This is a genomic window from Hyunsoonleella ulvae, from assembly GCF_016827605.1.
GTDB classification, from domain to species: domain Bacteria; phylum Bacteroidota; class Bacteroidia; order Flavobacteriales; family Flavobacteriaceae; genus Jejuia; species Jejuia ulvae.
This window is the reverse complement of the sequence record NZ_JAEPJQ010000001.1, coordinates 992,045-1,017,967: the sequence shown is the minus strand read 5'-3', so window position 1 is coordinate 1,017,967 and position 25,923 is coordinate 992,045. Positions and strand designations below refer to the sequence as shown.

Annotated in this window: 27 protein-coding genes; 14 read left to right on the top strand and 13 right to left on the bottom strand. The window is 33.9% G+C overall.

Annotated elements, in window-relative coordinates; all coding sequences use genetic code 11:
• Window positions 1-31: 31 nt before the first annotated feature.
• Genes porZ through JS605_RS04585 form a run of 3 tightly spaced genes read left to right on the top strand, consistent with a single transcriptional unit; the run spans window position 32 to window position 5,514 of the window.
• Window positions 32-2,380: a type IX secretion system anionic LPS delivery protein PorZ gene (gene porZ / locus JS605_RS04595; protein WP_203256478.1), complete on the top strand. Its 2,349-nt coding sequence runs from the start codon at window positions 32-34 to the stop codon at window positions 2,378-2,380.
• On the top strand, window positions 2,380-3,099 hold the full coding sequence (gene recO / locus JS605_RS04590; protein ID WP_203256477.1) for a DNA repair protein RecO: 720 nt from the start codon (window positions 2,380-2,382) through the stop codon (window positions 3,097-3,099). The genes porZ and recO overlap by 1 nt, the downstream gene beginning before the upstream one ends.
• Before the next feature lie 3 nt (window positions 3,100-3,102).
• Window positions 3,103-5,514 (top strand): TonB-dependent receptor, encoded by a 2,412-nt coding sequence (locus JS605_RS04585; protein WP_203256476.1) that lies wholly within the window; start codon window positions 3,103-3,105, stop codon window positions 5,512-5,514.
• 58 nt (window positions 5,515-5,572) lie between these two features.
• Here JS605_RS04585 and JS605_RS04580 read toward each other — a convergent pair whose 3' ends face one another.
• Window positions 5,573-7,942, bottom strand: a complete 2,370-nt coding sequence (locus JS605_RS04580) for a T9SS type A sorting domain-containing protein (RefSeq protein ID WP_203256475.1) — start codon at window positions 7,940-7,942, stop codon at window positions 5,573-5,575.
• 77 nt (window positions 7,943-8,019) lie between these two features.
• On the opposite strand from JS605_RS04580, the gene JS605_RS04575 reads away from it, so the two are divergent.
• A complete protein-coding gene (locus tag JS605_RS04575; RefSeq protein ID WP_203256474.1) occupies window positions 8,020-8,493 on the top strand; it encodes a regulatory protein RecX in 474 nt (157 codons plus the stop codon).
• Between the two features lie 64 nt (window positions 8,494-8,557).
• Here the strand turns inward: JS605_RS04575 and JS605_RS04570 are convergent, their stop codons facing one another.
• From JS605_RS04570 to JS605_RS04530, 9 genes are all read right to left on the bottom strand, one after another.
• A complete protein-coding gene (locus JS605_RS04570) occupies window positions 8,558-9,049 on the bottom strand; it encodes a DUF6646 family protein (RefSeq protein ID WP_203256473.1) in 492 nt (163 codons plus the stop codon).
• A 75-nt stretch (window positions 9,050-9,124) separates the two neighbouring features.
• A complete protein-coding gene (locus tag JS605_RS04565) occupies window positions 9,125-9,985 on the bottom strand; it encodes a cupin-like domain-containing protein (RefSeq protein WP_203256472.1) in 861 nt (286 codons plus the stop codon).
• A gap of 155 nt (window positions 9,986-10,140) precedes the next feature.
• Window positions 10,141-11,235, bottom strand: coding sequence for a biotin synthase BioB (bioB, locus tag JS605_RS04560; RefSeq protein ID WP_203256471.1), 1,095 nt, complete (start codon window positions 11,233-11,235; stop codon window positions 10,141-10,143).
• A 26-nt stretch (window positions 11,236-11,261) separates the two neighbouring features.
• Complete coding sequence (locus JS605_RS04555; RefSeq protein WP_203256470.1) at window positions 11,262-11,744, bottom strand: hypothetical protein; 483 nt, start codon at window positions 11,742-11,744, stop codon at window positions 11,262-11,264.
• Window positions 11,745-11,751: 7 nt separating this feature from the next.
• Window positions 11,752-12,930 carry a beta-ketoacyl synthase N-terminal-like domain-containing protein gene (locus tag JS605_RS04550; protein WP_203256469.1) on the bottom strand — a complete coding sequence of 393 codons (1,179 nt, stop codon included), beginning with the start codon at window positions 12,928-12,930 and terminating at the stop codon, window positions 11,752-11,754.
• A 91-nt stretch (window positions 12,931-13,021) separates the two neighbouring features.
• The gene (gene bioA / locus JS605_RS04545) at window positions 13,022-14,290 is read right to left on the bottom strand and encodes an adenosylmethionine--8-amino-7-oxononanoate transaminase (RefSeq protein WP_203256468.1); all 1,269 of its coding nucleotides are present in this window, start codon (window positions 14,288-14,290) and stop codon (window positions 13,022-13,024) included.
• A gap of 84 nt (window positions 14,291-14,374) precedes the next feature.
• Window positions 14,375-14,983: a dethiobiotin synthase gene (gene bioD / locus JS605_RS04540; RefSeq protein WP_203256467.1), complete on the bottom strand. Its 609-nt coding sequence runs from the start codon at window positions 14,981-14,983 to the stop codon at window positions 14,375-14,377.
• Window positions 14,980-15,393: a putative signal transducing protein gene (locus tag JS605_RS04535; protein ID WP_203256466.1), complete on the bottom strand. Its 414-nt coding sequence runs from the start codon at window positions 15,391-15,393 to the stop codon at window positions 14,980-14,982. The genes bioD and JS605_RS04535 overlap by 4 nt, the downstream gene beginning before the upstream one ends.
• Window positions 15,390-16,544: an aminotransferase class I/II-fold pyridoxal phosphate-dependent enzyme gene (locus tag JS605_RS04530; protein WP_203256465.1), complete on the bottom strand. Its 1,155-nt coding sequence runs from the start codon at window positions 16,542-16,544 to the stop codon at window positions 15,390-15,392. Before JS605_RS04530 ends, JS605_RS04535 begins: the two co-directional genes overlap by 4 nt.
• Before the next feature lie 120 nt (window positions 16,545-16,664).
• Between JS605_RS04530 and JS605_RS04525 the strand changes: the two genes are divergently transcribed.
• The 10 genes from JS605_RS04525 (at window position 16,665) to JS605_RS04480 (ending at window position 22,341) form a co-directional block, all read left to right on the top strand.
• Window positions 16,665-17,168, top strand: a complete 504-nt coding sequence (locus JS605_RS04525; RefSeq protein WP_203256464.1) for a DUF2975 domain-containing protein — start codon at window positions 16,665-16,667, stop codon at window positions 17,166-17,168.
• A gap of 5 nt (window positions 17,169-17,173) precedes the next feature.
• Window positions 17,174-17,701, top strand: a complete 528-nt coding sequence (locus JS605_RS04520; RefSeq protein ID WP_203256463.1) for a DUF2975 domain-containing protein — start codon at window positions 17,174-17,176, stop codon at window positions 17,699-17,701.
• A 22-nt stretch (window positions 17,702-17,723) separates the two neighbouring features.
• Entirely contained in the window at window positions 17,724-18,557 is an 834-nt protein-coding gene (locus tag JS605_RS04515) for a CPBP family intramembrane glutamic endopeptidase (protein WP_203256462.1), read from the top strand.
• Between the two features lie 12 nt (window positions 18,558-18,569).
• Entirely contained in the window at window positions 18,570-19,040 is a 471-nt protein-coding gene (locus tag JS605_RS04510; protein WP_203256461.1) for a hypothetical protein, read from the top strand.
• Between the two features lie 2 nt (window positions 19,041-19,042).
• Window positions 19,043-19,249, top strand: coding sequence for a helix-turn-helix domain-containing protein (locus tag JS605_RS04505; RefSeq protein WP_203256460.1), 207 nt, complete (start codon window positions 19,043-19,045; stop codon window positions 19,247-19,249).
• A gap of 41 nt (window positions 19,250-19,290) precedes the next feature.
• Window positions 19,291-19,743: a DUF3157 family protein gene (locus tag JS605_RS04500; RefSeq protein ID WP_203256459.1), complete on the top strand. Its 453-nt coding sequence runs from the start codon at window positions 19,291-19,293 to the stop codon at window positions 19,741-19,743.
• A 66-nt stretch (window positions 19,744-19,809) separates the two neighbouring features.
• Window positions 19,810-20,061 carry a hypothetical protein gene (locus tag JS605_RS04495; protein ID WP_203256458.1) on the top strand — a complete coding sequence of 84 codons (252 nt, stop codon included), beginning with the start codon at window positions 19,810-19,812 and terminating at the stop codon, window positions 20,059-20,061.
• Window positions 20,058-20,336 carry a type II toxin-antitoxin system RelE/ParE family toxin gene (locus tag JS605_RS04490; RefSeq protein WP_203256457.1) on the top strand — a complete coding sequence of 93 codons (279 nt, stop codon included), beginning with the start codon at window positions 20,058-20,060 and terminating at the stop codon, window positions 20,334-20,336. The genes JS605_RS04495 and JS605_RS04490 overlap by 4 nt, the downstream gene beginning before the upstream one ends.
• 12 nt (window positions 20,337-20,348) lie before the next feature.
• Complete coding sequence (locus tag JS605_RS04485) at window positions 20,349-21,605, top strand: Y-family DNA polymerase (protein ID WP_203256456.1); 1,257 nt, start codon at window positions 20,349-20,351, stop codon at window positions 21,603-21,605.
• A gap of 40 nt (window positions 21,606-21,645) precedes the next feature.
• Window positions 21,646-22,341, top strand: a complete 696-nt coding sequence (locus JS605_RS04480) for a porin family protein (protein ID WP_203256455.1) — start codon at window positions 21,646-21,648, stop codon at window positions 22,339-22,341.
• Here the strand turns inward: JS605_RS04480 and JS605_RS04475 are convergent.
• From JS605_RS04475 to asnS, 3 genes are all read right to left on the bottom strand, one after another.
• Window positions 22,338-22,943 (bottom strand): hypothetical protein, encoded by a 606-nt coding sequence (locus tag JS605_RS04475; RefSeq protein ID WP_203256454.1) that lies wholly within the window; start codon window positions 22,941-22,943, stop codon window positions 22,338-22,340. The genes JS605_RS04480 and JS605_RS04475 overlap by 4 nt on opposite strands.
• A complete protein-coding gene (gene rpoN / locus JS605_RS04470; protein WP_203256453.1) occupies window positions 22,943-24,403 on the bottom strand; it encodes an RNA polymerase factor sigma-54 in 1,461 nt (486 codons plus the stop codon). Before rpoN ends, JS605_RS04475 begins: the two co-directional genes overlap by 1 nt.
• 79 nt (window positions 24,404-24,482) lie before the next feature.
• Window positions 24,483-25,916: an asparagine--tRNA ligase gene (gene asnS, locus JS605_RS04465; protein ID WP_203256452.1), complete on the bottom strand. Its 1,434-nt coding sequence runs from the start codon at window positions 25,914-25,916 to the stop codon at window positions 24,483-24,485.
• Window positions 25,917-25,923 lie beyond the last annotated feature (7 nt).

Genomic DNA, 25,923 nt, shown 5'->3' with positions numbered 1-25,923 from the left:
TATAGATATATTTGAAAACAGAAAAAGAGCTATGCTGAAAAAGTTTTTAATATTATTTATTTTTCTATTGCCATTTATACAGTCTGCACAAGACTTTTCGGCGTTATGGGAGGGGCATTTTTCATATTTTGATATTGTTGATGTGGCTAGAAGTGATTCAAAGGTTTACGTTGCAGCTGAAAACGCAGTGTTTATCTATGATCTAAATACCGAGGAAATTGAAGAAAAAACTACAGTTAATGGATTGTCTGGCAGTAACATTTCAACTTTACACTACAGTAGCACATACGAACTTTTATTAATAGGCTATGAAAATGGTCTTATTGAAATTGTTTTAGATAATGACACTGATATATTAACGATAGTAGACATTGTAGATAAGGTAACAATACCTCCTTCTAACAAAGGAATAAATCATTTTAACGTTTTAGATAATTTGGTATATATCGCTACAGATTTTGGCATTTCAGTTTTCGATTTAGAGCGACTAGAATTTGGAGATACTTATTTTATTGGAGACCAAGGTAGCCAATTAAGTGTAGGCCAAACAGCAATTTTTAATAATTATATATATGCAGCTTGTAGAAATGCAGGCATAAGAAGAGCATCTTTAGACAACACAAATTTAATAGACTTTCAAAATTGGGAAACCATTATAAATGGAGATTTTTTGGGTATTGCATCTTTAACAAATACTCTTTATGCCACAGCAAGTAACAGGGTTATTTACGAAATACAAAATAACTCTAATGCGATTAATCGTTTTCAATATGAAAGCCTTCCTCTTAAACTAACCAGTGTTAATGAAAACCTAGTAGTAACCACAGATACTACTATTTTTGTTTATGATGAAGCTTTTAATATAGTATCTGAGATTGGTATTAATGAAAATTTTGAAACACAATATACATCAGCTACAATAAGTAATGATGCAATTTATATTGGTACTACCGATTTTGGTATATTAAGAACAACATTAAACGGTTCTGATAATTTCGAAGAAATACATCCCGATGGCCCACTTTTAAATCGGCCTTTTTCTCTAAAAGCATTTTCAAATAACTTGTGGGTAACATACGGAGACTTTACACCATTTTATAATCCATCACCACTGAGGAGCTATGGAGTTAGCCATTTAAAACCTGAGGGTTGGATAAATATTCCATACGATAGTTTATTTGCATCAAGAAATTTGAATATAATTGCGGTTAACCCCTTTAAAACAGATCAAGTTTTTATAAGTTCATTTCAAGATGGTCTATTAGAAATTAATGATGATGTACCAACAATAAGGCATGATCAAACCAATAGTGGTTTGGAATCACTTGTGCTTGCTAATAATCCTGACTTTGTAAGTTTAAGACTTTCTGGTTTGCAGTTTGATGAAGAAGGTCTATTATGGTCTATCACATCACTTACACAAAGCCCGCTAAAATCCTATAACATATCTACAGGACAATGGAGGAAATATGATTTCACTGAAATAATAGCAAATGCTATTGGAGATAATCTGGGTTTTAATAACATAGTAATTGCACCTGATGGTACAAAGTTTATTAGTTCTTTTTCTAAAGGACTCATCGGTTTTAATGAGAATGGCGGTAATCCTTTGTTGAAGAATATTTCCTCCGAGGAAGAAAATTTTCCGGATAAGTCAGTAAGGTCAGTTGCCTTGGATAGGCGTAATCAATTATGGATAGGTACTCACAGTGGCCTTCGGGTCTTATTTAATACTACCAACTTTTTTGATGAGGACAACACAAGGGTTGATGAAATAATTATAGAGGAAGATGGTATTGCTAAAGAGCTATTATTTGAACAGTTTATCTCAGATATTGAGGTAGATGGTGCAAACAATAAATGGATTGCAACATTCGAGTCGGGTTTATTTTTCCTATCTCCAGATGGGCAAAGAACAATTTTTCATTTTACAACAGATAATTCTCCTCTACCTTCTAATAGTGTAAACGATGTGTCTTTAGACGTGTCTAATGGTGTTCTATATATAGCTACAGAAAAAGGGTTAGTATCATTTAGAACAGGAAGTTCTTCCACATCAGAAGACTTTTCAAAGTCTCATGCTTATCCAAACCCAGTTAGACCAGGATTTGATATTGTGGAAGACAAAGTGAAAATTACCGATCTTCCAGAAAATGTAAATATTAAGATTACAGATATTGAAGGGAACCTGGTCGCCGAAGCTCAATCTAGAACCAATCAAAGATTTCAGGGGTTTAACTTAGAAATTGATGGCGGTATTGCATATTGGAATGGAAAGAATCTTGCCAACAATATTGTAGCTTCAGGAGTATATCTCATTATGCTTTCAGATTTAAATAGTTTTGAAACCAAAGTAGTTAAATTAATGGTGGTAAGGTAATGTTAAGCACCACAAACGCTATTGTATTATCAAAATTAAGATATCGTGATAACGATTTAATTGTAAAATGTTATACCCAGCAATATGGTGTAATAAGTTTTTTGGTTAGTGGGGTTTTAAACTCTAAAAAATCCAGTGCCAAGACAGCTTATTTTCAGTTATTGTCACAAATTCAAGTTGTTTTTAATTACACAAGAACACGTGCTCTTTACACCATAAAAGAGGTAAAAACTAATGTTGTTTACAGTAGTTTGCACTCCCACATATTAAAGAGCGCGGTAGTTATGTTTCTTTCAGAAATATTAGCAACTACTCTTCAAGAAGAAGAGCAGAATGAGGCACTTTACAGTTATATAGAAACTACACTATTATGGTTTGATGCAGATAATGAATACTCAAACTTTCACTTATTGTTTTTGTTAAACCTTACTAAATATCTGGGTTTTTATCCCGATACAACCAATATTGAAATGACATTTTTTAATTTAGAAGATGGTAGTTTTCAGGATAAAAACACAAGCAAATACAATGTTTCAGGAGAAAATATAATTCTTTTAAAAACTTTATTAGGTATAAAATTTGATGCATTACATACTGTAAAGATAAATGCAGCAAAAAGACAATCATTTTTAAATATGATTTTGCTTTATTTTGAATTACATTTGGGGAGTTTTAGATCCCCGAAGTCACTACAGATTTTTAATCAAGTTTTTAGTTAGAAAATGAAGCGCAACTATATGCTTTTAATGTTTTTATTACTTTTTAAAGTAATAGATGCACAGGACATAAAAGTGTTAAATACCATTACCGAAGAGCCTATTTTTGGAGTTGCGATTTTTGATGCAAATAAAACAAAGAGTGTTATAACCGATTCTAAAGGTATTGCCAATGTAAATAAGTTTGCATTAACAGATACGCTTTATTTTCAGCATTTATCTCATGTTACCAAAAGCTTAACAAAGGCTGAAGTATTGAAAACTAAAACCGTGTATTTGGATGCCAATACAAGAGGATTAAAAGAAATTGTAGTTTCTGCCTCAAAATTTGAGCAGCATAAACGCGACATCTCACAAAAAATTGTAAACAGCAATGCCGAAATAGTTGAGTTTACTAACCCGCAAACCACAGCAGATGTGCTTCAAAATACAGGTGCTATTTTTGTTCAGAAAAGTCAATTAGGAGGAGGAAGCCCCATGATTAGGGGTTTTTCAACAAATAGATTGCTTATCACGGTTGATGGTGTTAGGATGAATAATGCTATTTTTAGAGGAGGCAATATACATAATGTTATTGCTGTAGACCCGCTTTCAATTCAAAATACAGAGGTTACTTTAGGCTCTGGTTCTGTTATTTATGGGAGTGATGCCATTGGGGGCGTTATGAGTTTTTATACAAAAACCCCTGAATTGTCGCATATAGACTCGCTATTAATTAAAGCAAATACCCTAATACGATATGCTACGGCCAGTGATGAGAAAACATCCCATTTAAATCTTAATATGGGTTATAAAAAATGGGGTTTTTTAACTAGTGTAACTTACACCGATTTTAATGATTTAAAAATGGGTTCTAAAGGCCCAGATGATTATTTAAGACCAGAATTTGTTATTTCTAACAATGGAAATGATGCAGTTGTTGAAAACCCAAACCCTAGAGTACAAAAATTTTCTGGTTATAACCAATTGAATCTGATGCAGAAGGTAAGATTCGAACCTTATAAGAATTTGAGTTTCGATTTGGGTTTGCACTATTCAAAATCGTCTAATATCCCTAGGTATGATCGCCTTATTCGCTACCGCGGTAATGAATTACGTTCAGCAGAATGGCATTATGGACCACAACAATGGTTTATGTCTAATTTGCATATTACAAAACTCAGTAGTAGTTCTAATCTGTACGACAAAATAAAGGCCACCCTAGCCTATCAAAATTTTCAGGAAAGTAGAATAGATCGTGACTTCGGAGCAGTTGAAAGGCGACAGCGCGAAGAGGCTGTTGATGCCTATTCCTTTAACTTAGATTTTGAAAAACGACTAAGTGAAAAAACACGACTATTTTATGGTATAGAATATGTATTTAATAAAGTGTCTTCTAGTGCTGTAGTCCAGGATATTTCTAACGGGAATATCTCCGAAACAGTATCTCGCTATCCCAATGATGCCACTTGGGCTTCAGCTGCAGCTTATACAAGTATAAAATATAAACCAAGCACTAAATTTGTATTTCAATCAGGATTGCGGTTTAACCACGTAGCCTCAGATGCAGATTTTACAGAGAATAATAGATTTTTGAATTTACCATTTCAAAGTTCAAAAAATACAGCGGGAGCTTTAACAGGTACTACGGGTTTAACTTGGTCTCCAAATGAAACTATACAATGGAAACTTAATGCGGCATCAGCATTTAGAGCACCTAATATAGATGACATAGGAAAGGTATTTGATTCTGAACCAGGGTCTGTTGTGGTGCCAAACCAAATGCTAAGACCAGAATATGCTTATGGCGGGGAAGTAGGGTTGAAATTGGATTTTAATAAGAAACTGGTACTAGACTTAAGTACCTATTATACGTATTTAGATAATGCTCTTGTACGTAGGGACTATACTTTAAATGGAGAAACACAAATAATGTATGATGGAGCGTTAAGTAACGTACAAGCCATACAAAATGCGTCAAAGGCCTGGATTTATGGTTTTGAGGTTGGATTAAAAATGCAGTTTAGCAAGGCTTTGAATTTAACGTCTCAATACAGTGTAATAGGAGGTACTGAGGAGAATGATAATATCGAAGTACCAATACGACATGTGGCTCCTAATTTTGGGAATACACATTTGGTATGGAAGCATAAAGGCTTAACAATAGATGCTTTTGCAATGTATAACGGAGAGCTCTCTTTTAATGAATTGGCGCCTTCAGAAGTTGAAAAAGATTTTATTTATGCTTCAGATGAAAATGGTAATCCATTCTCACCATCTTGGCATACTTTAAATATAAGAACCCAGTATAAGGTAAGTGCTTCTACTATGCTAACTGCTACTTTAGAAAACATTACAGACCAACGTTACAGACCCTATTCATCTGGGATTGCTGCACCAGGAAGAAACCTAATTTTAGCCTTAAAATATAGCTTATAAAAAACACGTCATCCTAAATTTAGGATGACGTGCATGTTATACTGTTAAGAAAACAGCGTTACTTTTTTATGAATTTCTTACTTAAGGCTGTGCCATTTGCAAGTTCTATAGTTGCAATATATACAGAGCTCTTTAAAACACTTAAGTTATAAGTTTCATCATTACTGTTAGCATCCAACTTATATAATGTTCTCCCAAAAAGATCATGTATGGTTATGGATGTAAAGTTAGAAGTTTCGGTAGTGAACTTTACATTGTTACTATCTAACTGTACAATTTTAATAGTGTTAGTGTCTACTCCAAAAGTGTCGTTAGATAGCGAAGAGGCATTAAATGCAATTTCAAAACGCTCGTTAAACTCCCCAACCTCAGAGGTAAAACTGTAATCACTATCAGATAAATTGTGTACGGTATTGGTTAAGAGGTCTCTTAAATAGATGTTTTTGTTTGATAAAAAGTCGCCTTCAAGTCGTGCAATGGATAAAGTGTAGCTAGTAGCGATATCAATAGATGTATTAAAACCAAGTTTTATAATTTCATCAGTGTTTAGGCTGCTAGTAGCTTTACCTTGGATGGCATATTTATCATTATCATTTTCTATGATTGAGTACAATATTGCAGCATTTCCAGAACTAACGATTCTTTTAGCATCATAAAAAGCACCATCACTAAAATCCGTGGCCCCAGTAACGTATCCAACGCCTATTTGGCTAAAAACACCGTTATCTGTTGTTAGGTTTACCCATAACTTATTATTAGAGCTAGAAGAGGAATCATCTTTAGATGAAGTATTTTTAAAAAACTGGCTATTATTATTTGAAGCTGCACGCATAGAGTTGTTAAAAGTAACATTACCTGCTGCCAATGCTTCTACAAAAAAGCCTTGACAAGAGGCTACAAAACCATTAGGTTGAGCACCACTACCTGCTCTAGCTCCAATACCCATTGTTCCATTATATGTAGCATAATCGTCTACTGAAAAATTTTGCCCTTGGCTACCACCAGAAGTATCGCTTTCAGGTGTTGCTTGATCCCAAAAATATAATGCTCCTACTAGAGCACTGTTTACTGATAGAAACTGATCAGCATCAATAGCACCAGGATATGGGTTTCCTATAAAGTTCCAGTCATTGTAAGCGCCGCCACTATTATTAATAAGAGGTACTTGAATGGTACCATTGTTAAACTCTCCTATAAAAGTAAAACTTTCAGTACGAGGAAACACAGGTCCAAATTGACTAGCAATTGCAGCATAACCAACCCCTGGTTGCATGGTGCCGCTGGCTATTTGCCAGTCGTCACCGTTATCATCTATATCGTCAGATCCAGGATTAAAAACTCCTGTATTTCCAACTTCTTGCTGCACGTCTACAAAATTGGCTGCATTAAACGAAAAACGTCTATCTCCCTGAACAGTACTGAATACTTGTTCTATCGTCTCATCTACAATTGGAGAGCTCCAATAGGTGTAAGAAAATTTTCTTGGAAAAGTTTTGCCTTTAACAACACGTACACCATTAGTAGAATTATCAGTAAAAGTTGCTGTATCATTATTTTGTACAAAATTCCCTTGAGACTGTACAAATAATTCCCCATTTATGGTAACATCGTTTTCAACTACAATAAATCTACTATTAGCAACATTTAAATTTACGCCAGCATTTACTGTTAAAGTACAGGCGTTAAAGCTACCATTGGTATTAGTATCATAATTATCCGCAATAACTACAGGAGTATTAATAGTTGGACCACTTGCAGGAACCCAACCTCCAGAAGTCCATGTTACAGTTGAACCTGAACATGGATTTAGTGTAACACTACCACCTATACTTAACTCGTTTCCATCTAGTCTGCCAATAGCAAAAGTTCCTGATCCTGAAACTGCACCCCATGCATAGAGGCGAAACGTTATTGTTGTACCTGATGGAACATTCTGAATATCTGTAACTGATGACAAATCAATTTGGGTTTGAGCTGTACCACCTCCTCCATTAACAGTATAAGTAATTTGCGAACCTAAATTTGTAAAACTACTACCATCTGTACTATAAGTCCATAAAAAAGTAGTTGGACCTTGATTAGATCTTCTAAAGTTTACGTCCAATGTGCTGAGTGATACTTGATATGTGGGTGCTGCAGAAATATCAAACTCTATGTATTCATTATTAGTTATAGCATCAGTAATAGTACCTCCTGCAGTATACGAAGACGAAGAAAAAGACCTCGCTAAACTAGAAGGGTTAATTCCAGATCCTCTTCTCAATGTTGACATGTTCAGGTTGAGGTCTAAAGTAGTAGCATCTAAAGTAACTTCATTCCCAGCCGTATTTGTTGGTTGTGCTGGTGGTACCATACTCCAAGCTACGATTTGTCCATAACTTAGATTTGCTACCAAAATCAGCGTAAGTATTAAAATAATTTTTTTCATAATGTTAAGTTTTTAAAACTAGATTTGGATCTATTAATTTTAATCATTTTTCAATTATTATTTTTGAGTTCTATATTATGAACACAAAAAAAACATATACGGTACAAGAGGCTACTCGAAAACTAGAGCGCTACTGTGTGTACCAAGAACGCTGTCATAAAGAAGTACGGCAAAAACTAAAATCCATGCACATGATACCCGAGGCTATCGATGTGATCATAGTTCATCTTTTGGAACATAACTTTCTTAATGAAGAACGTTTTGCCAAAACATTTGTAAGTGGTAAGTTTAAAATAAAGGCTTGGGGCCGACGTCGATTAACTTATGAATTAAAGCAAAAAGACATAGGCAAAGTTAATATAAATCAAGCACTTGCTGAAATAGAAGCATCGGAATACATCGAGGTTTTCAATGATTTAGCCGAAAAAAAAGCCCGTTCGCTGTCTGTGGGAGATAAAAACAAAAAAAAGCGAAAATTAATCGATTATCTGCTCTATAGAGGCTGGGAAACGCACTTAGTGTATGAAAAGGCTAGGGAGCTTTTCGGGTAAATCCATAAAAAAGCGGATAAAGTGCAACCTCATCCGCAGTTTTTAAGATATTGTTGGTTTTTATTTACAAATTAAAACTTGCACCAAAATTAACCGTAAATTGGTTGTGTAACATTTCAGCTGGTGTTAAAGTACCTGAATTATATTTTGCTAAAGGCGTATTTAATTCTGTATAAATTCCAAAACCGTCTGTAAAGAAATAACGCGCACCAATATGCCCTCCAAAATTCTTTAATCCTAAACTTAAGCCAGGATATACATCAAAATTATTACCTGCATTAATAACGTTTCCTAGGTTAGCATTAAATCGTGCTCTTACATCAAAACGGTCTGCAAAATCAGCATTTATCATATCTTCAACTCCTAGAAGGTAAGTTGAAGTAAAACCAAAAGAAATGTTCTCGCCAAAGCCATAATCGTAACTAATGTTGATACCTGTACCATTGTCTTGGGCATTTAAACCAACTTGAAACTTGTTATCGTTTTTACCAGTGTATGCTTGTGCATTAATAAGTGATACGCTTAAAATTGCTACTATTAAAATTAGTTTTTTCATTTTTAAAGTTGTTTACAATGATTTGAGTTTTTTAGTGCGCAAAGATATCACAAGTTTTAAAACTGTAAAGATTTTTTACAGATGTTTGTGCGTTCTAATTATGGCTTGTTCATTTTTCCAATCTATCCATTTTTGTCCTTTTAAACGCCTCATAATATTGTCGAAACTGCGCATTACAAAAACATTGTAGACGGCCTTTCCAAAGTTTTTAGGATTTCTGGCTATGGCTCTCAAACTCATGGAAAATCCTGGGGTAACATATCGCATATAATGCCAATAGCCTTCTGGCATATACAATACCTCACCGTGATTTAATTCTGTTTTGTAACCTCTAGCTTTTTTTAACATAGGCCACTTTTTAAAATCTGGATTTTTAAAATCTATATCTTCCCTTGTAATCAAGGAGTGGGGGATTTTATAGAGATAATCACTTTGTTTTTGGTCAAACAAGATACATTCCTTTTTTCCTTCAAAATGAAAATGAAAGATGTTGGCCAGATCAATATCAAAATGCATAAAGGTATGGGAATCTCTACCGCCAAAAAACAACATGGGTATGCCTTTCATTAAACGCAATCCAAAATCTGGGAATGTAAAATCTTTTTGTAATTGTGGAATTTCCTTAAGGGCATTCCATAAAAAAATTCGATATTTTGTAGGTTCACGTTTCAACAAATCAACATAATCGCTTAATTTCATCTTAGCGTGTGGCTCATTAAAGCCATCCTTATAATCTACTGGTCTGTCATCGTATAAAGGAACTGTTAAGTCCCCGCCAATAGCCTTAAAATAATCTAGGTTCCAAGTTTTGTAAGCAGGCCAATCTTCTATAAACCGCTCAATAACCACAGGTTTTTGTGGCTTAAAGTAGTGTTCTAAAAAATCCGATTTGGTAATCGTTTTTACACGCGGAATATCCTGTAGGTTTAACGTCAAAGAAAGTTTTGTTTAGTTATTCAAAGTTAAGAAAACGTTATGAAATGTAAAATAGTATTTAGGGCGTACTAATGTAAAAAGCACCTCAATCCCACACATGCAGAACCTCAATCCTTAGCACAGAGTAACATCTAGACAAACAAAATAAAGTGTATTTACTTTACAGCTTTAGCCTTTTCCTTTGCAGCTTCATTACGCTCAATAGTATGCTCTGGTCTTGTCCATTTGGGCTTTTCTCCGAGAGATTGGTATTCAGAATCTTCAGCTTCCACAGTTTTAGGCTGCATTTTTTTAATGAATGGTTTTTGTGGATTTAATCCTAACAGTTTAAACATTTCCATGTCTTCGTTAACATCAGGATTGGGCGTAGTTAACAGTTTATCTCCTGCAAAAATGGAATTTGCACCAGCAAAGAAACACATGGCTTGTCCTTCTCTGGTCATTTGGGTTCTACCAGCACTTAAGCGCACTTGAGTTTCTGGCATTACAATTCTGGTTGTTGCCACCATACGTACCATATCCCAAATAGAAACAGGTTCTTGGTCTTCAAGTGGCGTACCTTCAACAGCTACTAAAGCATTGATTGGTACTGATTCCGGTTGCGGATTAAGTGTAGATAGTGCCACCAACATCCCTGCTCTGTCTTCAGTTTTTTCGCCCATGCCAATGATACCGCCAGAGCAAACTGTAACATTGGTTTTTCTAACATTATCGATAGTTTCTAGGCGATCTTCAAAACCACGAGTAGAAATCACTTCTTTATAATAGTCTTCGGAGGAATCTAAATTATGGTTATATGCATACAAACCAGCTTCGGCTAAACGTTTTGCTTGATTTTCGGTAAGCATGCCTAAAGTACAGCACACCTCCATATCCAATTTATTAATGGTACGTACCATTTCCAAAACATTATCAAACTCTTCGCCATCTTTTACATTTCTCCATGCAGCACCCATACACACACGAGAACTACCACTAGCTTTAGCTCTTAAGGCTTGTGCTTTAACTTGCTGTACACTCATTAAATCATTACCTTCAATGTCGGTATGGTAACGTGCTGCTTGTGGGCAATAGCCACAATCTTCTGGACAACCACCTGTTTTTATAGAAAGTAAGGTAGATACTTGAACCGTATTAGGGTCATGGTATTCACGATGAATTGTAGCCGCATCGTAAAGCAATTCCATTAAAGGTTTGTTGTAGATATCTAAGATTTCTTCTTTAGTCCAGTTGTGTTTTGTTGCGCTCATTTAAAATGAAATTTTTACAAAAATAGTTATAACCATTTAGATTCTCTTTGAGTGGCATCTAAAATCTTTATGTTTAGCACTTGAGCAAGATATTTAGCGTTATCAAAAGCATCATTTATATCGTCGGTAATATATGCCTCTATTTTTCTATTTCTATTGTAAAATAGGTTTAATTCATATACTTGATTAGAAAAATTAGAAGACGCTCCCATTCCTTGTACTCTTTTGTTTTCTTTAGTTTTAAAAACAGAAACATACTCTACATTTGGTAGATCTTTCCACTTACCTATTGTAACACCCATAAATGAACGAATTTCTCGATATCTTTTGGATGCCAAATCTATTTGGGAACCTTCACGTTGCATTAAAAAAGCACCAATTCCTGATAAAACAAGGTTGAATATATTATTAGTTAGTGCTCCATAAATACCTAGGCAAAATAGAACAACGCCCAAAACCAACTTCATTGTGGGAACTTTTCTAAGATGCTGTAGCGTTGTTTTGTTCATAACTAAATTAGTTTTTACGTAACAATATTGATACTGCATTTCCACCAAAACCTACTGCATTAACCATAATTGTGTTGATTTTTTTAGGTGTTTTTTCGTCTTCTAAAAATGGAATACCAATAAACTGTTGTTTCTGCAACATCAAAACGGCAAGTTCTAAACTCAATGCCCCAGAAGTACCAAATGTGTGTCCTATTTTCCATTTATTAGATGTTAAAGCAGGTGTATTAGTGGTAAATACTTTTTTAATGGCCTTGTATTCTGAACTATCTCCTTTAATTGTACCAGGTGCGTGCATTACAATGATATCGACATCTTTAGGGTTAAAATTACCCACAGCCATCTTCATGGATTTTTGAAAACACTTGGCATCACTAGAAATAGATATGTTGTGCTTTAAAATCTCAGTGGCATAGCCTATACCAATAATTTTTGCTAAGGCATTCTGCTTATTTCCAGCTTCTAAACATAACATGGCAGCACCTTCTCCAAGTACCATAGTGTTTTTGGTTTTTTCTAAATCTAAAGCGCGACATGGGAAAGCTATTTCGTTTTGCGATGAATTATATGCAACTTTAGAATATATTTTGAGCGCTTGCATTTGGGCAATAGTGAACGGTGTTAAAGGAGCTTCGCTACCACCTACAAGAAATTTATCGCACATACCAGAATTAATCCAGGCCACGCCATTTAATACACTGTGTAGCGCTGTAGAGCAGGTTATGGAATGACTAATTTCTGGACCTTGGGTCTGCAAATCATGAGCCACCCATGACGAGATGTTTCCCAGCGTAGTTGTGGGAGAGCTTAAAGTATCGGATGTGTTGGTTTTTAAAAATGACTTATGATAGTTTTCAAATAGGGTTGTTGCACCACGAGAAGAGCCTATGTTTATTCCAAAGTTATCTTGTGCTTTCCAACCAGCAGAAGCAATGGCTTGTCTTGAAGCATAAATGGCATAAAGCACGGTGTCGTCTAATGTTTTATACTTACTGTCTGAGTTTCTTAGCAATACAATTTCTTTTTTTGCTTCATCTGAAAGGTTAGCCACCCAAACACTTTTATCAAAAAATTTTTTAGGATTTAAATAATGATGAGGCTTAAGATAGCTTTTCCATACTTCTTTTTCAGATACTCCAAGAGGAGAAATGGATGTTATAGCTGTTATGGAAATTGGTTTTTGCAATTGGGTATATTTTGGGCAAATGTAAGTTTTAATGTAGTTAAATCATATATTTTATACATTGAAATATACGCAGTGGATAGTAGGTATAAGGTTATTGAACCATATCTAACGACGCTTCGATAGTATCATAAACTTTCTGTAATTCTTCTTGAGAAATCACATAAGGCACCTGTATGTAAATGGTATTTCCTAGAGGTCTTAAAAACACGCCTCTATTCATAAAAAATTTGAGGAGCTTATTGCGTAAATCCCCATAACGTTCCATATTTGTATCTAAATCTAATGCGAAAATAACCCCTAAATGCCTTGCTGTTTTTACTTTTGGGTGTGTTTTAATTTTTTCTTCAAATTTTTGATGTGCTTCTGTAATTCGTTTTATACTGTCTTGAATATCATTTGAAGTTAATAATTCAATACCTGCAATAGCCGCAGCACAGGCTACTGGGTTTGCCGAATAGGTGTGACAATGAAAAAAACCTTTACCTATATCGTTACTTAAAAAACCATTATAAATATCTTGTGTACAAGAGGTTATGGCCATGGGTAGCAAACCAGCAGTTAGCGCTTTACTTAAACATATAATATCTGGTTTGGTTGTTATGTAATCTGAAGCAAAATACCTCCCAGTTTTCCCAAAGCCTGTCATTACCTCGTCGGCAATTGTTAGAATGTTTTGAGACTTACAGAATGTTAATATGTCATTTAATCCTTCTGCGTCATGAATTTTCATACCAGCCGCACCTTGTATAAGTGGTTCGTAAATAAAACCAGCAATATCAAAATCTGAAACGTATGCTTTTAGTTGATTTAAAATGGCTTGATGATTAAAGCCATTTGGTGTGGGGATACGTTTTACTTCAATTAAAAAATCTTCAAAAGGACCATTATAAACCGAGAGTCCTGAAACACTCATAGCCCCAAAGGTATCGCCATGAAAACCGTTTTCTAAAGCAATAAATAGGGATCGTTTTTCGCCTCTGTTAAAATAATATTGTAATGCCATTTTTATGGCAGATTCTACAGCTGTAGACCCATTATCATTAAAATATATCTTGTTTAGATTATTGGGTAGAATTTTGATTAATTCTTCTGATAGTTTTACGGCAGGTTCATGTGTAAAATCACTAAACATTACATGGTCTAACCGCAGCATTTGTTGGTGTGTTGCCTCAATAATATAATCATTACAATGTCCATACATACAGGTATACCAAGATGAAATCGCATCTATGTACTCGTTTCCATCTTCATCTGTTAAAATACAACCTTTAGCTTTTACTATAGCCAAACTTTCAGGGTTTAGCTGATGCTGCTTTAATGGGTGCCACAGGTGTTTTTTATCTCTTTCTTGTAGACTCATATATTTTTGTCATTCCTGCGAAGACAGGAATCTATTTTTTGGTTATTTTATGCATTCCTGCCTTCGCAGGAATGATAAGCCTTATTAAAGCTTATCACAGAGTTTATTGGCATACTCTTTAACCACATTTTTATCAAAATAAGGCTCTTCATTTATTCTTCCAATTACAGGAACATTAGTCATTTTTGTTATAATGTCTTCAGTAGATTTATGTTCATCTCCGCTAAAAAGAATAGACACATCAAAACCTTTTTCTTTTAGCGTATTTACCGTTAGAAGCGTGTGGTTGATACTGCCTAAATAATGACGGGATACCACAATTACTTTATAATCTGGGAGAATTAAATCTAGAATGGTGTCTTTATTATTTAAAGGGACTAGTAGGCCTCCTGCGCCTTCAATAACCAAATGGTTTTTAGTTTTTGGTGCCTTAATGGTTTTTACATCAATCGTAACACCGTCTATATCTGCAGCACCATGCGGACTCATAGGTGTGTTTAAAGCATAAGCATTAGGATGAAATTTAGATTTGGAATTAGATACTAAGCGCTCTACTTTTTTGGTATCGCAATTATCTAGATCTCCAGCTTGTACAGGCTTCCAATAGTCTGCTTCTAAAGCTTCAGTAATGATTGCTGAAGCTACAGTTTTACCCACATCGGTTGAGATTCCTGTGATGAAATATATTGTCATTTTAAATCAAATTCGGTTTTACAATCTTCACATCTATACTTGTGTCTTGTATAAAATGGAAGTGCAGAAAATAGCACCCCAAAAATAAAGGCAAAAAATGATTTAACATCCTTTATTGTTGAAAATAAATCAATACGATGGCTTTTACAATTTGGACAGCTTATTGTGTTGCCCTCATCATCAATAGAATATTTATTTATGGTTTTTAGAATATGTTGTGCTTTTAAAGCATCGGTTGAAAGTACTTTTAGTTTTACACCTCCAATAGCATTACTTACCAGCGGGTCTGTATCTATGGTAATGTTATCCGATAGAAATACTTGAATACCCTCAGCTTCTAAGCGACCTTTTATAATTTGTGCTTCTGTAGAATACTGAAACCTGGCAATGGTTTTAAATGTGTTACTCATACGTTTATAAAAGTAGCTAACAATTGCAAAACTTTTGATACATCTTCTTGGGAATTATAGCTGTGTAAACAAAATCGTAAACGTTCTTTACCTTCTGGAACTGTTGGAGATAGAATGGGTTTAACATCAAAACCATTGTTTTGAAACTGTTCTGCAATAGATTTTACGTTAGTATTACCTGAAACGACACAACAATGGATAGCTGAATGTGATTCAATAAAAATATCCTCAAGTTTACTTCTTTTTATTTCAGCTTTAAAGTGGTTAATATTTTTGTGCAGTTTAGTAATATTATTAGTATCCTGCAATGCATTGTAAGCTGTATATATAGTTGCTAAGCTATGCGGAGGTAAACCAGTGGTGTAAATAAAAGATCGTGAAAAATTAACAAGATACTCTTTTAAAGTATTACTCCCTAAAATAGCAGCACCGTGGCATCCCATTGCTTTTCCAAAGGTTACAATTCGTGCGAAAATAACATCTTCAATATTTAAATTTTGAACGAGACCTTCCCCTTGTTTCCCTAATACGCCAACTGCGTGTGCTTCATCAACAATTAAATAAGCTTGATATGTTTTGCTTATTTGTGTCAAAGCAACTAATTCTGGTGTATCGCCATCCATAGAGAAGACAGATTCTGTAACAATGTAGATATTAGCTTCTTTTGGGCTTCTACTTCGCTCAGTCTGACATCTTTTTTCTAAATCGTCTAAATCATTATGTCTAAACTTATAGCCTTTAGCGTAACTCATACTAATGCCGTCACGAATTGAGGCATGAATATATTCATCATAAAAAATAATATCTCCCCGCTGTGGCACACTTGAGAAGAAACCAATATTTGCATCGTATCCCGAATTAAAGATTAAAGCAGATGAACTATTATGAAACTCGCAAATTTGTTGTTCTACTATGTCATATAACTTATGGTTTCCAGAAAGTAAGCGAGAACCTGTAGAGCCATTGTATTTAATATTATTTTCAATCAAAAAATTATGGGTAGTATCAAAAATAGTTGTGCTTTTTGAAAATCCTAAATAATCGTTTGATGAAAAATCTACTAAATCATCTTGTGCACCTAGTTTGCGTAAGGCATTATTCGCCTTGCGTACTTCTAGTTTTTGATTTAGTTTTTTTGGTAAGCCTTTCATCTAAAAACAAATATAAATAATGCTTTAATCATTTATCGCTTTTAAGTTTTTTAATTAAAAATTATTGTTTTTCAATAATTTTATTTAATTTTGTTATCGTAAAACAATAATTTATATAAAATGAAGACTATTGAAGTTTTGCGGAAACTAATAAACATGTATTATTATTTATTGCTATTAGTACTTGTTGGAATAGTTATTTTCATTCCAATTAAGATTCAGCAGGGTAAGGCCATGGATTTAAAAATGATTGAAGACTATGATACTTCAAGCTTAAGTATTCCCAGCTTGATTGCTATAGTGGTAGTGCTAACCGTTATCTACATACTATTTGTTAGAGCGGTTTATTTACTAAAAGACACGCTAAAGGATTTATCTGAAGGCAACTATTTTTCTGAACTGATTACCAATAATTTTAAAATGATTGGTAAGCTTATATTAATTTGCGGGATTTCTTATGCAGTTTTTAAATTCGTTATGCGATTGTTACTGTTGAAAGATATTAGACTTGGAATAGATTTTTCTTTGATTACTCCCATTATTATTGGCTTGTTTTTTATGTTTTTGAGTGAAGTTTTTACGAAGGCAAGATTAACCGAACAGGAAAATAATTTAACAATTTAGATAACATGAAAAAACTCGCCTATATTTCAGCAACAATAGTATTCTATTTCATTGCAACTGTACTACTTTTTATATTCATATTTTCTGCTCTCGCATTTTTAAAATATAAGTTTGAAATAGATATTCCATTTGTGGATATTATTGATGGTAGAGGAAAAGTGCATGTGCCTCTAATAGGGCTAAACATCAATGTGCCTTTTAACTACGCTATTATTATCATGTGGGTAGCCATGGGGTATTACACCATTTATTTTTATGCATTTAAGGAATTTTTAAAGGTTTTTGTTGAAAAAAGAATGTTTGAAACTAAGTCATTAAAGCGACTGCGCTTTTTCTTAAAATTGAATATACTTCCAATAGTATATATTGTGCTATTTACAGCTTCCTTTTTAATAAAAGGAACACCTATCCGTTTTGAAGACGATTATTTTATTGTATTTGCACATTTAGTTATTGCATTTTTGATGTATCTATATTTAGACGCTTTGAAAAAAGGAAGTCATATACAGGAAGAAAACGATTTAACCATATAATTAAGTTTTGAAAACGATACAAATGAAAAGTATTGCACCTTGGTTTTTGATAGTTGGTATTGTGACTATGTTTGTTTTGATGACACTTTCACAAATAGGGCTTCATCATCTATTTGAAACGGCTAATTATACATTCTTGCCTTTTAAAATTGTTTCAATGAAAGTAACAGGGCATTTAACTGCAGGATTGGTTATTTTATTTTTTGCATGGAGAGAATGTAAAAAGCTGAAACAGTCAATTTTAAGTAGGCTCGGTTTGATAAAACCTAAAATATCATGGTTAGATATTTTGGCATTAGCTTTGGGTTCCCTAGCTTTTGGTTGGTTGGCAAGACAGCTAACGGGTGTATTGGTAGAACTATTCTCTTCTCAGATGCCTTCTGAGGGGCCAAGTCCAATATCTGCTTTTGAAGATCTTACAACTGTATGGGGTATCTTGATTGTTTTGTTAATAGCGCTGGCTCCGGGTTTCATTGAGGAAATAGCTTATAGAGGATTTTTGCAAAGGGGATTACTAAAAAGGTATAAACCCATTGTGGCCATAGCGATATCGTCTATTATTTTTGGTTTGGCACATATAGAACCTCAAGAAATAATTTTTACAACTTTTATGGGATTGTGGTTAGGTATTATTGCGTATAAAATGAATTCAATTTGGCCTACGATAGTATGTCATATTGCAATTAATGGTTGGTCAGGTTCTTATCTAATAGGAAAGCAACTTTGGGGGTTTCCTGAGACGCCTCCCATGATTTTTAATGGGCTCTTCTTCATTGCTTTAATTTATGCCATAACCATTTTAATTCGTAAAAAGGCCAAAGTAGATATAGCTAGATATCCCGTTGATGTTTTTTAACCAAACTTAATCATGAAAAGAATAAAACTTTTATATCAATTTCTAATTTTAATAAATAGCGCGCTTCTTGTATTGTTGATCGTTATCTTATTCATTTTAGTTATTCCAGATTTTATTTATCAGAAAGTATATACCGACAAAGTGCTAGGCATGTTTCACCATTTTTTTGTTTTTGTACGTGGTTTATTGCTACTAATAGCATTATTCAAAATACAGCAGGGTTTGCGCGCTATCATTAAACACGGATTTTATAACGCTATTAGCGAAACTAAATTCAAAAGTGGAGGCTTCTTTTTATGTGTTGTTGGAATTATAGCTATTGTTCTTAATATCATTTTGAAAAGTGAAACTGAATTAAATATATTCATCACAAATATCGTACACTCGTTTTTTATTATGCTTATTGGTCTCGGGTTGTATATACTTGCCGATTTTATTAAAAGTGGGGGAATCCTTAAAGAAGAAAACGACCTAACCATTTAATTATGCCAATAATTGTAAACTTAGATGTAATGCTTGCCAAACGGAAAATGAAGAGCAAAGAATTGGCTGAAATTATTGGTATTACCACCGCTAATATGTCTATCTTAAAATCAGGTAAAGCTAAAGCGGTTCGGTTTTCAACTCTAGAAGCTATTTGTAAAGCGTTGGATTGTCAACCTGCTGATATTTTAGAGTATGTTGAAGATTAAATTGTATTTTTGAGGTATACCAATTTGTATACTTTTTAATTATGAAATATATTTTTTCTAGTCTCTTGTTTTTAATGTCGTTTTTAAGCTTTTCTCAAGACAACCATATTGTAAAAACTGATGATGGACGGCGTGTATTGTTAAAAGCCGATTTTACTTGGGAGTATATAGACATACAACCTTTGACCCTTGTAGATAGTGCAAAAATAAAACAACTTAAACCTATAGTTTCAAATTCTTGTGGTATGCCAGAAGGTTTTGAGGAACCTAAATTGGATAAAAAAATACAAGCACAACTCAAGAAAGGTAGAGCAACTATAGGTCATGTTAAAAAGAAAGTTGCTAAAGATTATAATTGCACTGTTGAAGAGGTAGTATTATTATCAGTTTCTGAAAAGAAAGCATCAGGAAACTATACGTTTTGTGCTAATGGTAAAAAGGTATTCTACAAGCGCAATGGACATAAAGTTGTAGAGAAGGGGAAGTTATTTTAGAGTATTATGTGTTAAGACAATACAATTTCGTAGATTATACGTATATTACACGTAAATTAAACGATTATGATACGTGATAAAAAAAGAAAAGAAATTTCATTAGATAATGATACTTTAGCTTTGTTACAGATTCAAGCGGATAAAGAGGGGAGAAAACTCAAAAATTATATGGAGCATGTTTTAAAAGAAAAGGCTAATAGTTTTGAGTTAACTGAAGAATACAAAGCGATGATGGATGATATGCTAGGTAGACATGAAAAAAACGAGTTAAACTACATTAGTGAAAGTGAGTTTCGCAAACTTACTGCTCGTAAATGAAATATACAGTAAAATTTGAAGAAGGTACTTTGGATAATTTTCATGATGCCATATCGTATTACGAAAAAATATCTGACAACCTTGCGGATAGATTTCATGACGAATTTTGGGCTAAAATTGATACTGTAAAAGAAACGCCCTTACATTATCAGGCTAGATATAGAAATATTAGAATAGCTTACACTAAAACATTTCCTTTTAGTATTCATTTTTTAATCGAAGGCACCATAATAAGAATATTAAAAATTCTTCATCAGAAGCAATACTATAAATAACAGGTTTCCAAAATGTATGCCCTAGTAGATTGCAATAATTTTTATGCCTCTTGCGAGCGGGTTTTTAACCCTAATTTGCAACACAAACCCATTGCCATTTTAAGCAATAATGATGGCTGTGTTATTTCCCGTAGCGATGAAGCCAAAGTATTAAAATTGCCTATGGGTGCCCCTATTTTTAAATGGGAAAGTTTTTGTAAGGCTAATGATATAGAGGTATTGTCTTCTAACTATCCGTTATATGGAGATATGAGCCATAGGGTAATGACTATTTTAGAGCAGTTTACGCCAGATGTTGAGGTGTATAGTATTGATGAAGCTTTTTTAGAATTTAAAGGTTTTGGGGATCATGATTTTACTGATTATGGGAATCAAATTTGTCAGCGTATTTTAAAATGGACAGGTATCCCAACCTCCATAGGTATTGCCCCAACAAAGGCATTGAGTAAGGTTGCTAATAAAATAGCCCGGAAATTTCCTGAAACCACAAAAGGAGTATATGTTATAGATTCTGAGGAAAAACGAATTAAAGCTTTAAAATGGATTACAATTGAGTCTGTTTGGGGCATAGGCAGGGGCTTACAAAAACGTTTAAAAGCAAAAGGTTGTAAAAAAGCTATTGATTTTGTTAACCTGCCCGATACGTGGGTTCGTAATAATTTTGGTTCTACAGGATTTAAACTTAAAAAAGATTTGGAGGGAATCCCTCAATTAGAACTTGATACCCCTATTACTAAACGAGCTATAGCAACTACGCGTAGTTTTGATTATTCTTATGATGACTTAAACTATATAAAAGAGCGTGTTTCTACCTTTGCTACAAGTTGTGCAGAGAAATTGCGTAAACAAGGTTCTAGCTGCCATTTGGTATATGTATCATTACAAAGTGATAGGCATAAAAGAAACGCAAAGCAGCATAGGGAAAGTAGGGTAATAAGTTTACCATATCCAACGGATTCTAGTTTAGTTATTAGTAGAGAAGCGGTTCGTATTGCTACACAAATTTTTAAGAAAGGTATTAAATACAAGCGTGCTGGCGTTATAGTAATGGGACTAGTTCCCACAGATAACCATCAGTTACAGATGTTTGATACTGAAAACCCAAAACATAAACCTTTAATGCATACTATTGATGTATTAAATGAAAAGTATGCAGATTATAAAGTAAAGTTGGGCAATCAAGATTTAGAGCGTACCTGGAAAATGCGCCAAGAACGATTATCGCCAAGATATACAACCAATATAAATGAAATTATTGTGGTAAAATAGTATACCAATTCTACTATATTTGCTACTAAGCCATATACACATGAAACAGCTATCGCTATCCTTAATTTTTATCTTATTTACAGCTGTTATATTTTCCCAAGAGTTTACTAGCAAAGTATCGGATTCATTATACAAAGAAGATCAATTCTACATTGGGACCACCTATAATTTATTGATGAATAGACCTGATGACTTAAAGCAAAATAGTTTTTCGCTAGGATTTCACTTAGGCTTTATTAAAGATATGCCTATTAATAAGCGAAGAAACAAATCCATAGGTATTGGGTTGGGGTACTCTACAAACTCCTACATTCAAAATATGTTGATACAACAAGATAATTCTGGAAGCTTTAGCTATAGTATTATAGATACCGAGATAATAAACTTTACTAAAAACAAGTTTTCTGAACATGTATTGGAATTGCCTATAGAATACAGATGGCGCACTTCTACTAAAACCTCTTATAAGTTTTGGCGTATTTATGCAGGGGTAAAGTTTGGATATGTATTTGCCAATAGAAGTAAGTTTAAAGGAAGTTTAGGGGAATTAAAATACAATAACAATAAAGATTTTAATGCATTTCAATACGGACTTACCTTAAGTGCAGGCTACAATACATGGAATATTTTTGTGCATTACGGATTAAATTCTGTTTTCTCTAATACTGCTCAACTAAATGGAGGAGATATAGATATAAACGTTATGAAGATAGGCTTGATGTTTTATGTTCTCTAAAGCCATTTGGTCACTAAAATTAGTTGGGGGAATATCCCAACAAAAATCCCCATGAGTAATTCTGGATAAGTATGCGCCTTTAAATGTAACCTAGATGTGGCTACGGCCCCAATAACAATACTCATTAAGGCTAATGTACCATTAATGTTAATGCTAAAATGTATACTTAGCGCAATAAAAAACATAAACACACCAGAAATAGCAATCATATGTATACTGGCTTTAAACTTAAAAATTGCTAGTATTAAGCACGCTAGGGTAGAAATTAAAACACCTACAAAAAAATAGTAAAGTTCAATGTAAGGGTCTGGTCTTAGTATACGTTGAATTACCAATAGTATTACAATGGCATTTAAAACCAGAGGGATAATACGCTCTTTGGTGCTTTTTAGGTAGATAGAGTTAACCCTTCCTAAAGTTTTTAAAAGAAAATATAAAAGGATGGGTAAAACAATAGTAAGTATGGAGAGCGAAACTAGTTTTGCCCAAATTACTTCCCTATCTATAAACCTAGGAGTTTTAGCAAAATAAAACAGAACACCTGCAATTGGCATTAACAACGGATGAAAAATAACCGAAACACTTTTTAAAATGTGATGCATCAAATTTTCTTTCTTAAACGTGCTACAGGAATATCTAACTGTTCTCTATATTTTGCCACTGTACGTCTTGCAATAGGGTACCCCTTTTCTTTTAGGATTTTTGCTAAGGCTTCATCTGTCAAGGGTTTCTTTTTGTCTTCTTCTTCAATAACAGTTTCTAATATTTTTTTAATCTCTCGCGTAGAAACATCTTCACCTTGGTCGTTTTTCATAGACTCAGAAAAGAACTCCTTTATAAGTTTAGTACCGTAAGGCGTATCTACATATTTACTGTTGGCAACACGGGATACTGTGGAAACATCCATGTCTATTTCATCAGCGATATCCTTTAGGATCATAGGTTTTAATTGCCGCTCATCACCAGTTAAAAAATAATCTTTTTGGTAATGCATTATGGCACTCATGGTTACAAACAAAGTTTGCTGGCGTTGTTTTATAGCCTCGATAAACCATTTTGCCGCATCTAGTTTTTGTTTGATAAAAAGTACCGCATCTTTTTGGGATTTACTTTTGTCCTTAGAGTCTTTATAGCCTTTTAGCATATTATTGTACTCTCTAGAGACATGCAATTCTGGTGCATTTCTACCGTTAAGAGTGAGCTCTAGTTCCCCATCAACAATTTTAATGGCGAAATCGGGTACAACATGTTCTACAATACGGTTATTACCAGCATAAGAACCTCCGGGTTTCGGGTTAAGATGTTCAATTTCACTTATGGCATCTTTAAGTTGAAGCTCTGAAATATCAAATTTTTGAAGTAGTTTTTTGTAGTGTTTTTTGGTAAAAGCATCAAAAGCATTATCAATAATAGCTATGGCTAAATCAGTATCTGCAGTTTTCTCTTTTCTGTGTAGTTGAATACTTAAGCATTCCTGTAAATTTCTAGCACCAACCCCTGCAGGATCTAATTGATGTACTATTTTTAAAACGCTTTCGATATTGTCTTCTGTAGTGTATACATTTTGGGTAAATGCCAAATCATCCATAATATCAGAAAGCGAACGGCGTATATATCCGCTTTCATCAACGCTACCTACCAAAAACTCAGCGATATCTCGCTCTTCCTCAGTTAATCTGTATGTGTTTAACTGGTTTATTAAATGTTGCGTGAATGATGTGCCAGCAGCGTAAGGTATAGATTTCTCGTCATCATCACTACTGTAGTTGTTGGCTTGGGTACGATAATCAGGAATCTCATCGTCACTTAAATATTCATCAACATTAATATCTTCTGCGTTAATGCTTTCATTATCATTAAAATCATCATTACTATTTTCAAATTCAGCATCAAAATCAGTATCCTTCTCCTCTTTTCCACCCTCAAGTGCAGGATTTTCTTCTAGTTCCTGTTTTATGCGCTGCTCAAAAGCCTGTGTAGGCAACTGTATCAATTTCATTAATTGAATTTGCTGCGGCGATAGTTTTTGAGATAATTTAAATTGTAAATGTTGCTTGAGCATATTCTGATTTGGTTTAAGATAAAAGTATAAAAATTCTTCTAGTTAAACGCTAATATGAAAAAGTTATGCCAAAGTCGATTTAGAATTCTGCATTTTGTGGCGTTCTAGGATATGGAATCACATCTCTAATGTTATTCATCCCAGTTACAAACATGACCAAACGTTCAAAACCAAGTCCAAAACCAGAGTGTACTGCAGTACCATATTTACGTAAGTCTAAATACCACCACAATTCTTCTTCAGGAATATCTAGAACTGCCATTTTTTCTTTTAGTATATCCAGACGTTCTTCACGTTGTGAACCCCCAACCATTTCGCCAATGCCAGGAAATAAAATATCCATGGCTCGCACAGTTTTACCATCTTCGTTCAAGCGCATGTAGAATGCTTTTATATTGGCAGGGTAATCAAATAAAATAACTGGACATTTAAAATGTTTTTCTACAAGAAAACGCTCATGTTCACTTTGTAAATCGGCACCCCACTCGTTAATAGGGAACTTAAATTTTTTCTTTTTATTCGGTTTGCTGTTGCGAAGAATATCTATAGCTTCTGTATAGCTTACACGTTTAAAATTATTGTCTATAACGAACTTTAATTTTTCAATTAAGGTCATATCGTTACGTTCGGCTTGAGGTTTTGTTTTCTCCTCATTTATTAAACGTTGCTCTAGAAAATCTAAATCGTCTTTATTATTTTCCAAAACATAATTAAGCACATATTTTAAGAAGTCTTCAGCCAAGTCCATATTCCCAGGTAAATCCATAAAGGCAACCTCAGGTTCAATCATCCAAAATTCAGATAAGTGTCGGGATGTATTGGAGTTTTCAGCTCTAAAGGTTGGTCCAAAAGTGTACACTTTACCTAAGGACATGGCGTAGGTTTCAGCTTCCAGTTGTCCAGAAACGGTTAGGTTTGTTTCCTTGCCAAAAAAATCTTTAGAGTAATCTACTTTGCCATTATCGTTTAAAGGTGGAGTTTTAGGATCTAATTTAGTAACGTTAAACATTTCTCCTGCACCCTCAGCATCACTACCAGTAATAATGGGTGTGTGCATGTAATAAAACCCATTTTCATTAAAATACTTGTGTATGGCATACGATAATTTAGAACGTAAACGCATTACCGCACTAAATGTATTGGTCCGTGTTCGCAAATGCGCATTTTCACGTAAAAATTCAAAAGAGTGTTTTTTGGGTTGAATAGGGTAATGTTCAGGATCGGAATCGCCTAAAATCTCTAAATGGTTTACCAAGATTTCTACAGTTTGTCCCTTACCTTGACTTTCAACCAATTCGCCTTTAATATGTATCGCAGCACCAGTGGTTATGCGCTTTAAAATTACTTCATCAGTATTTTCAAAATCAACAACACACTGAATACTATTTAAAGAAGATCCGTCGTTTAATGCAATAAACCGGTTTGCCCTAAATGTTCTAACCCAGCCTTTTACTTCTACTTCAGGTAGTGCATTTTCCTGTTTTAATAATTGAGAGACGGAATATAACTGCATATTCATG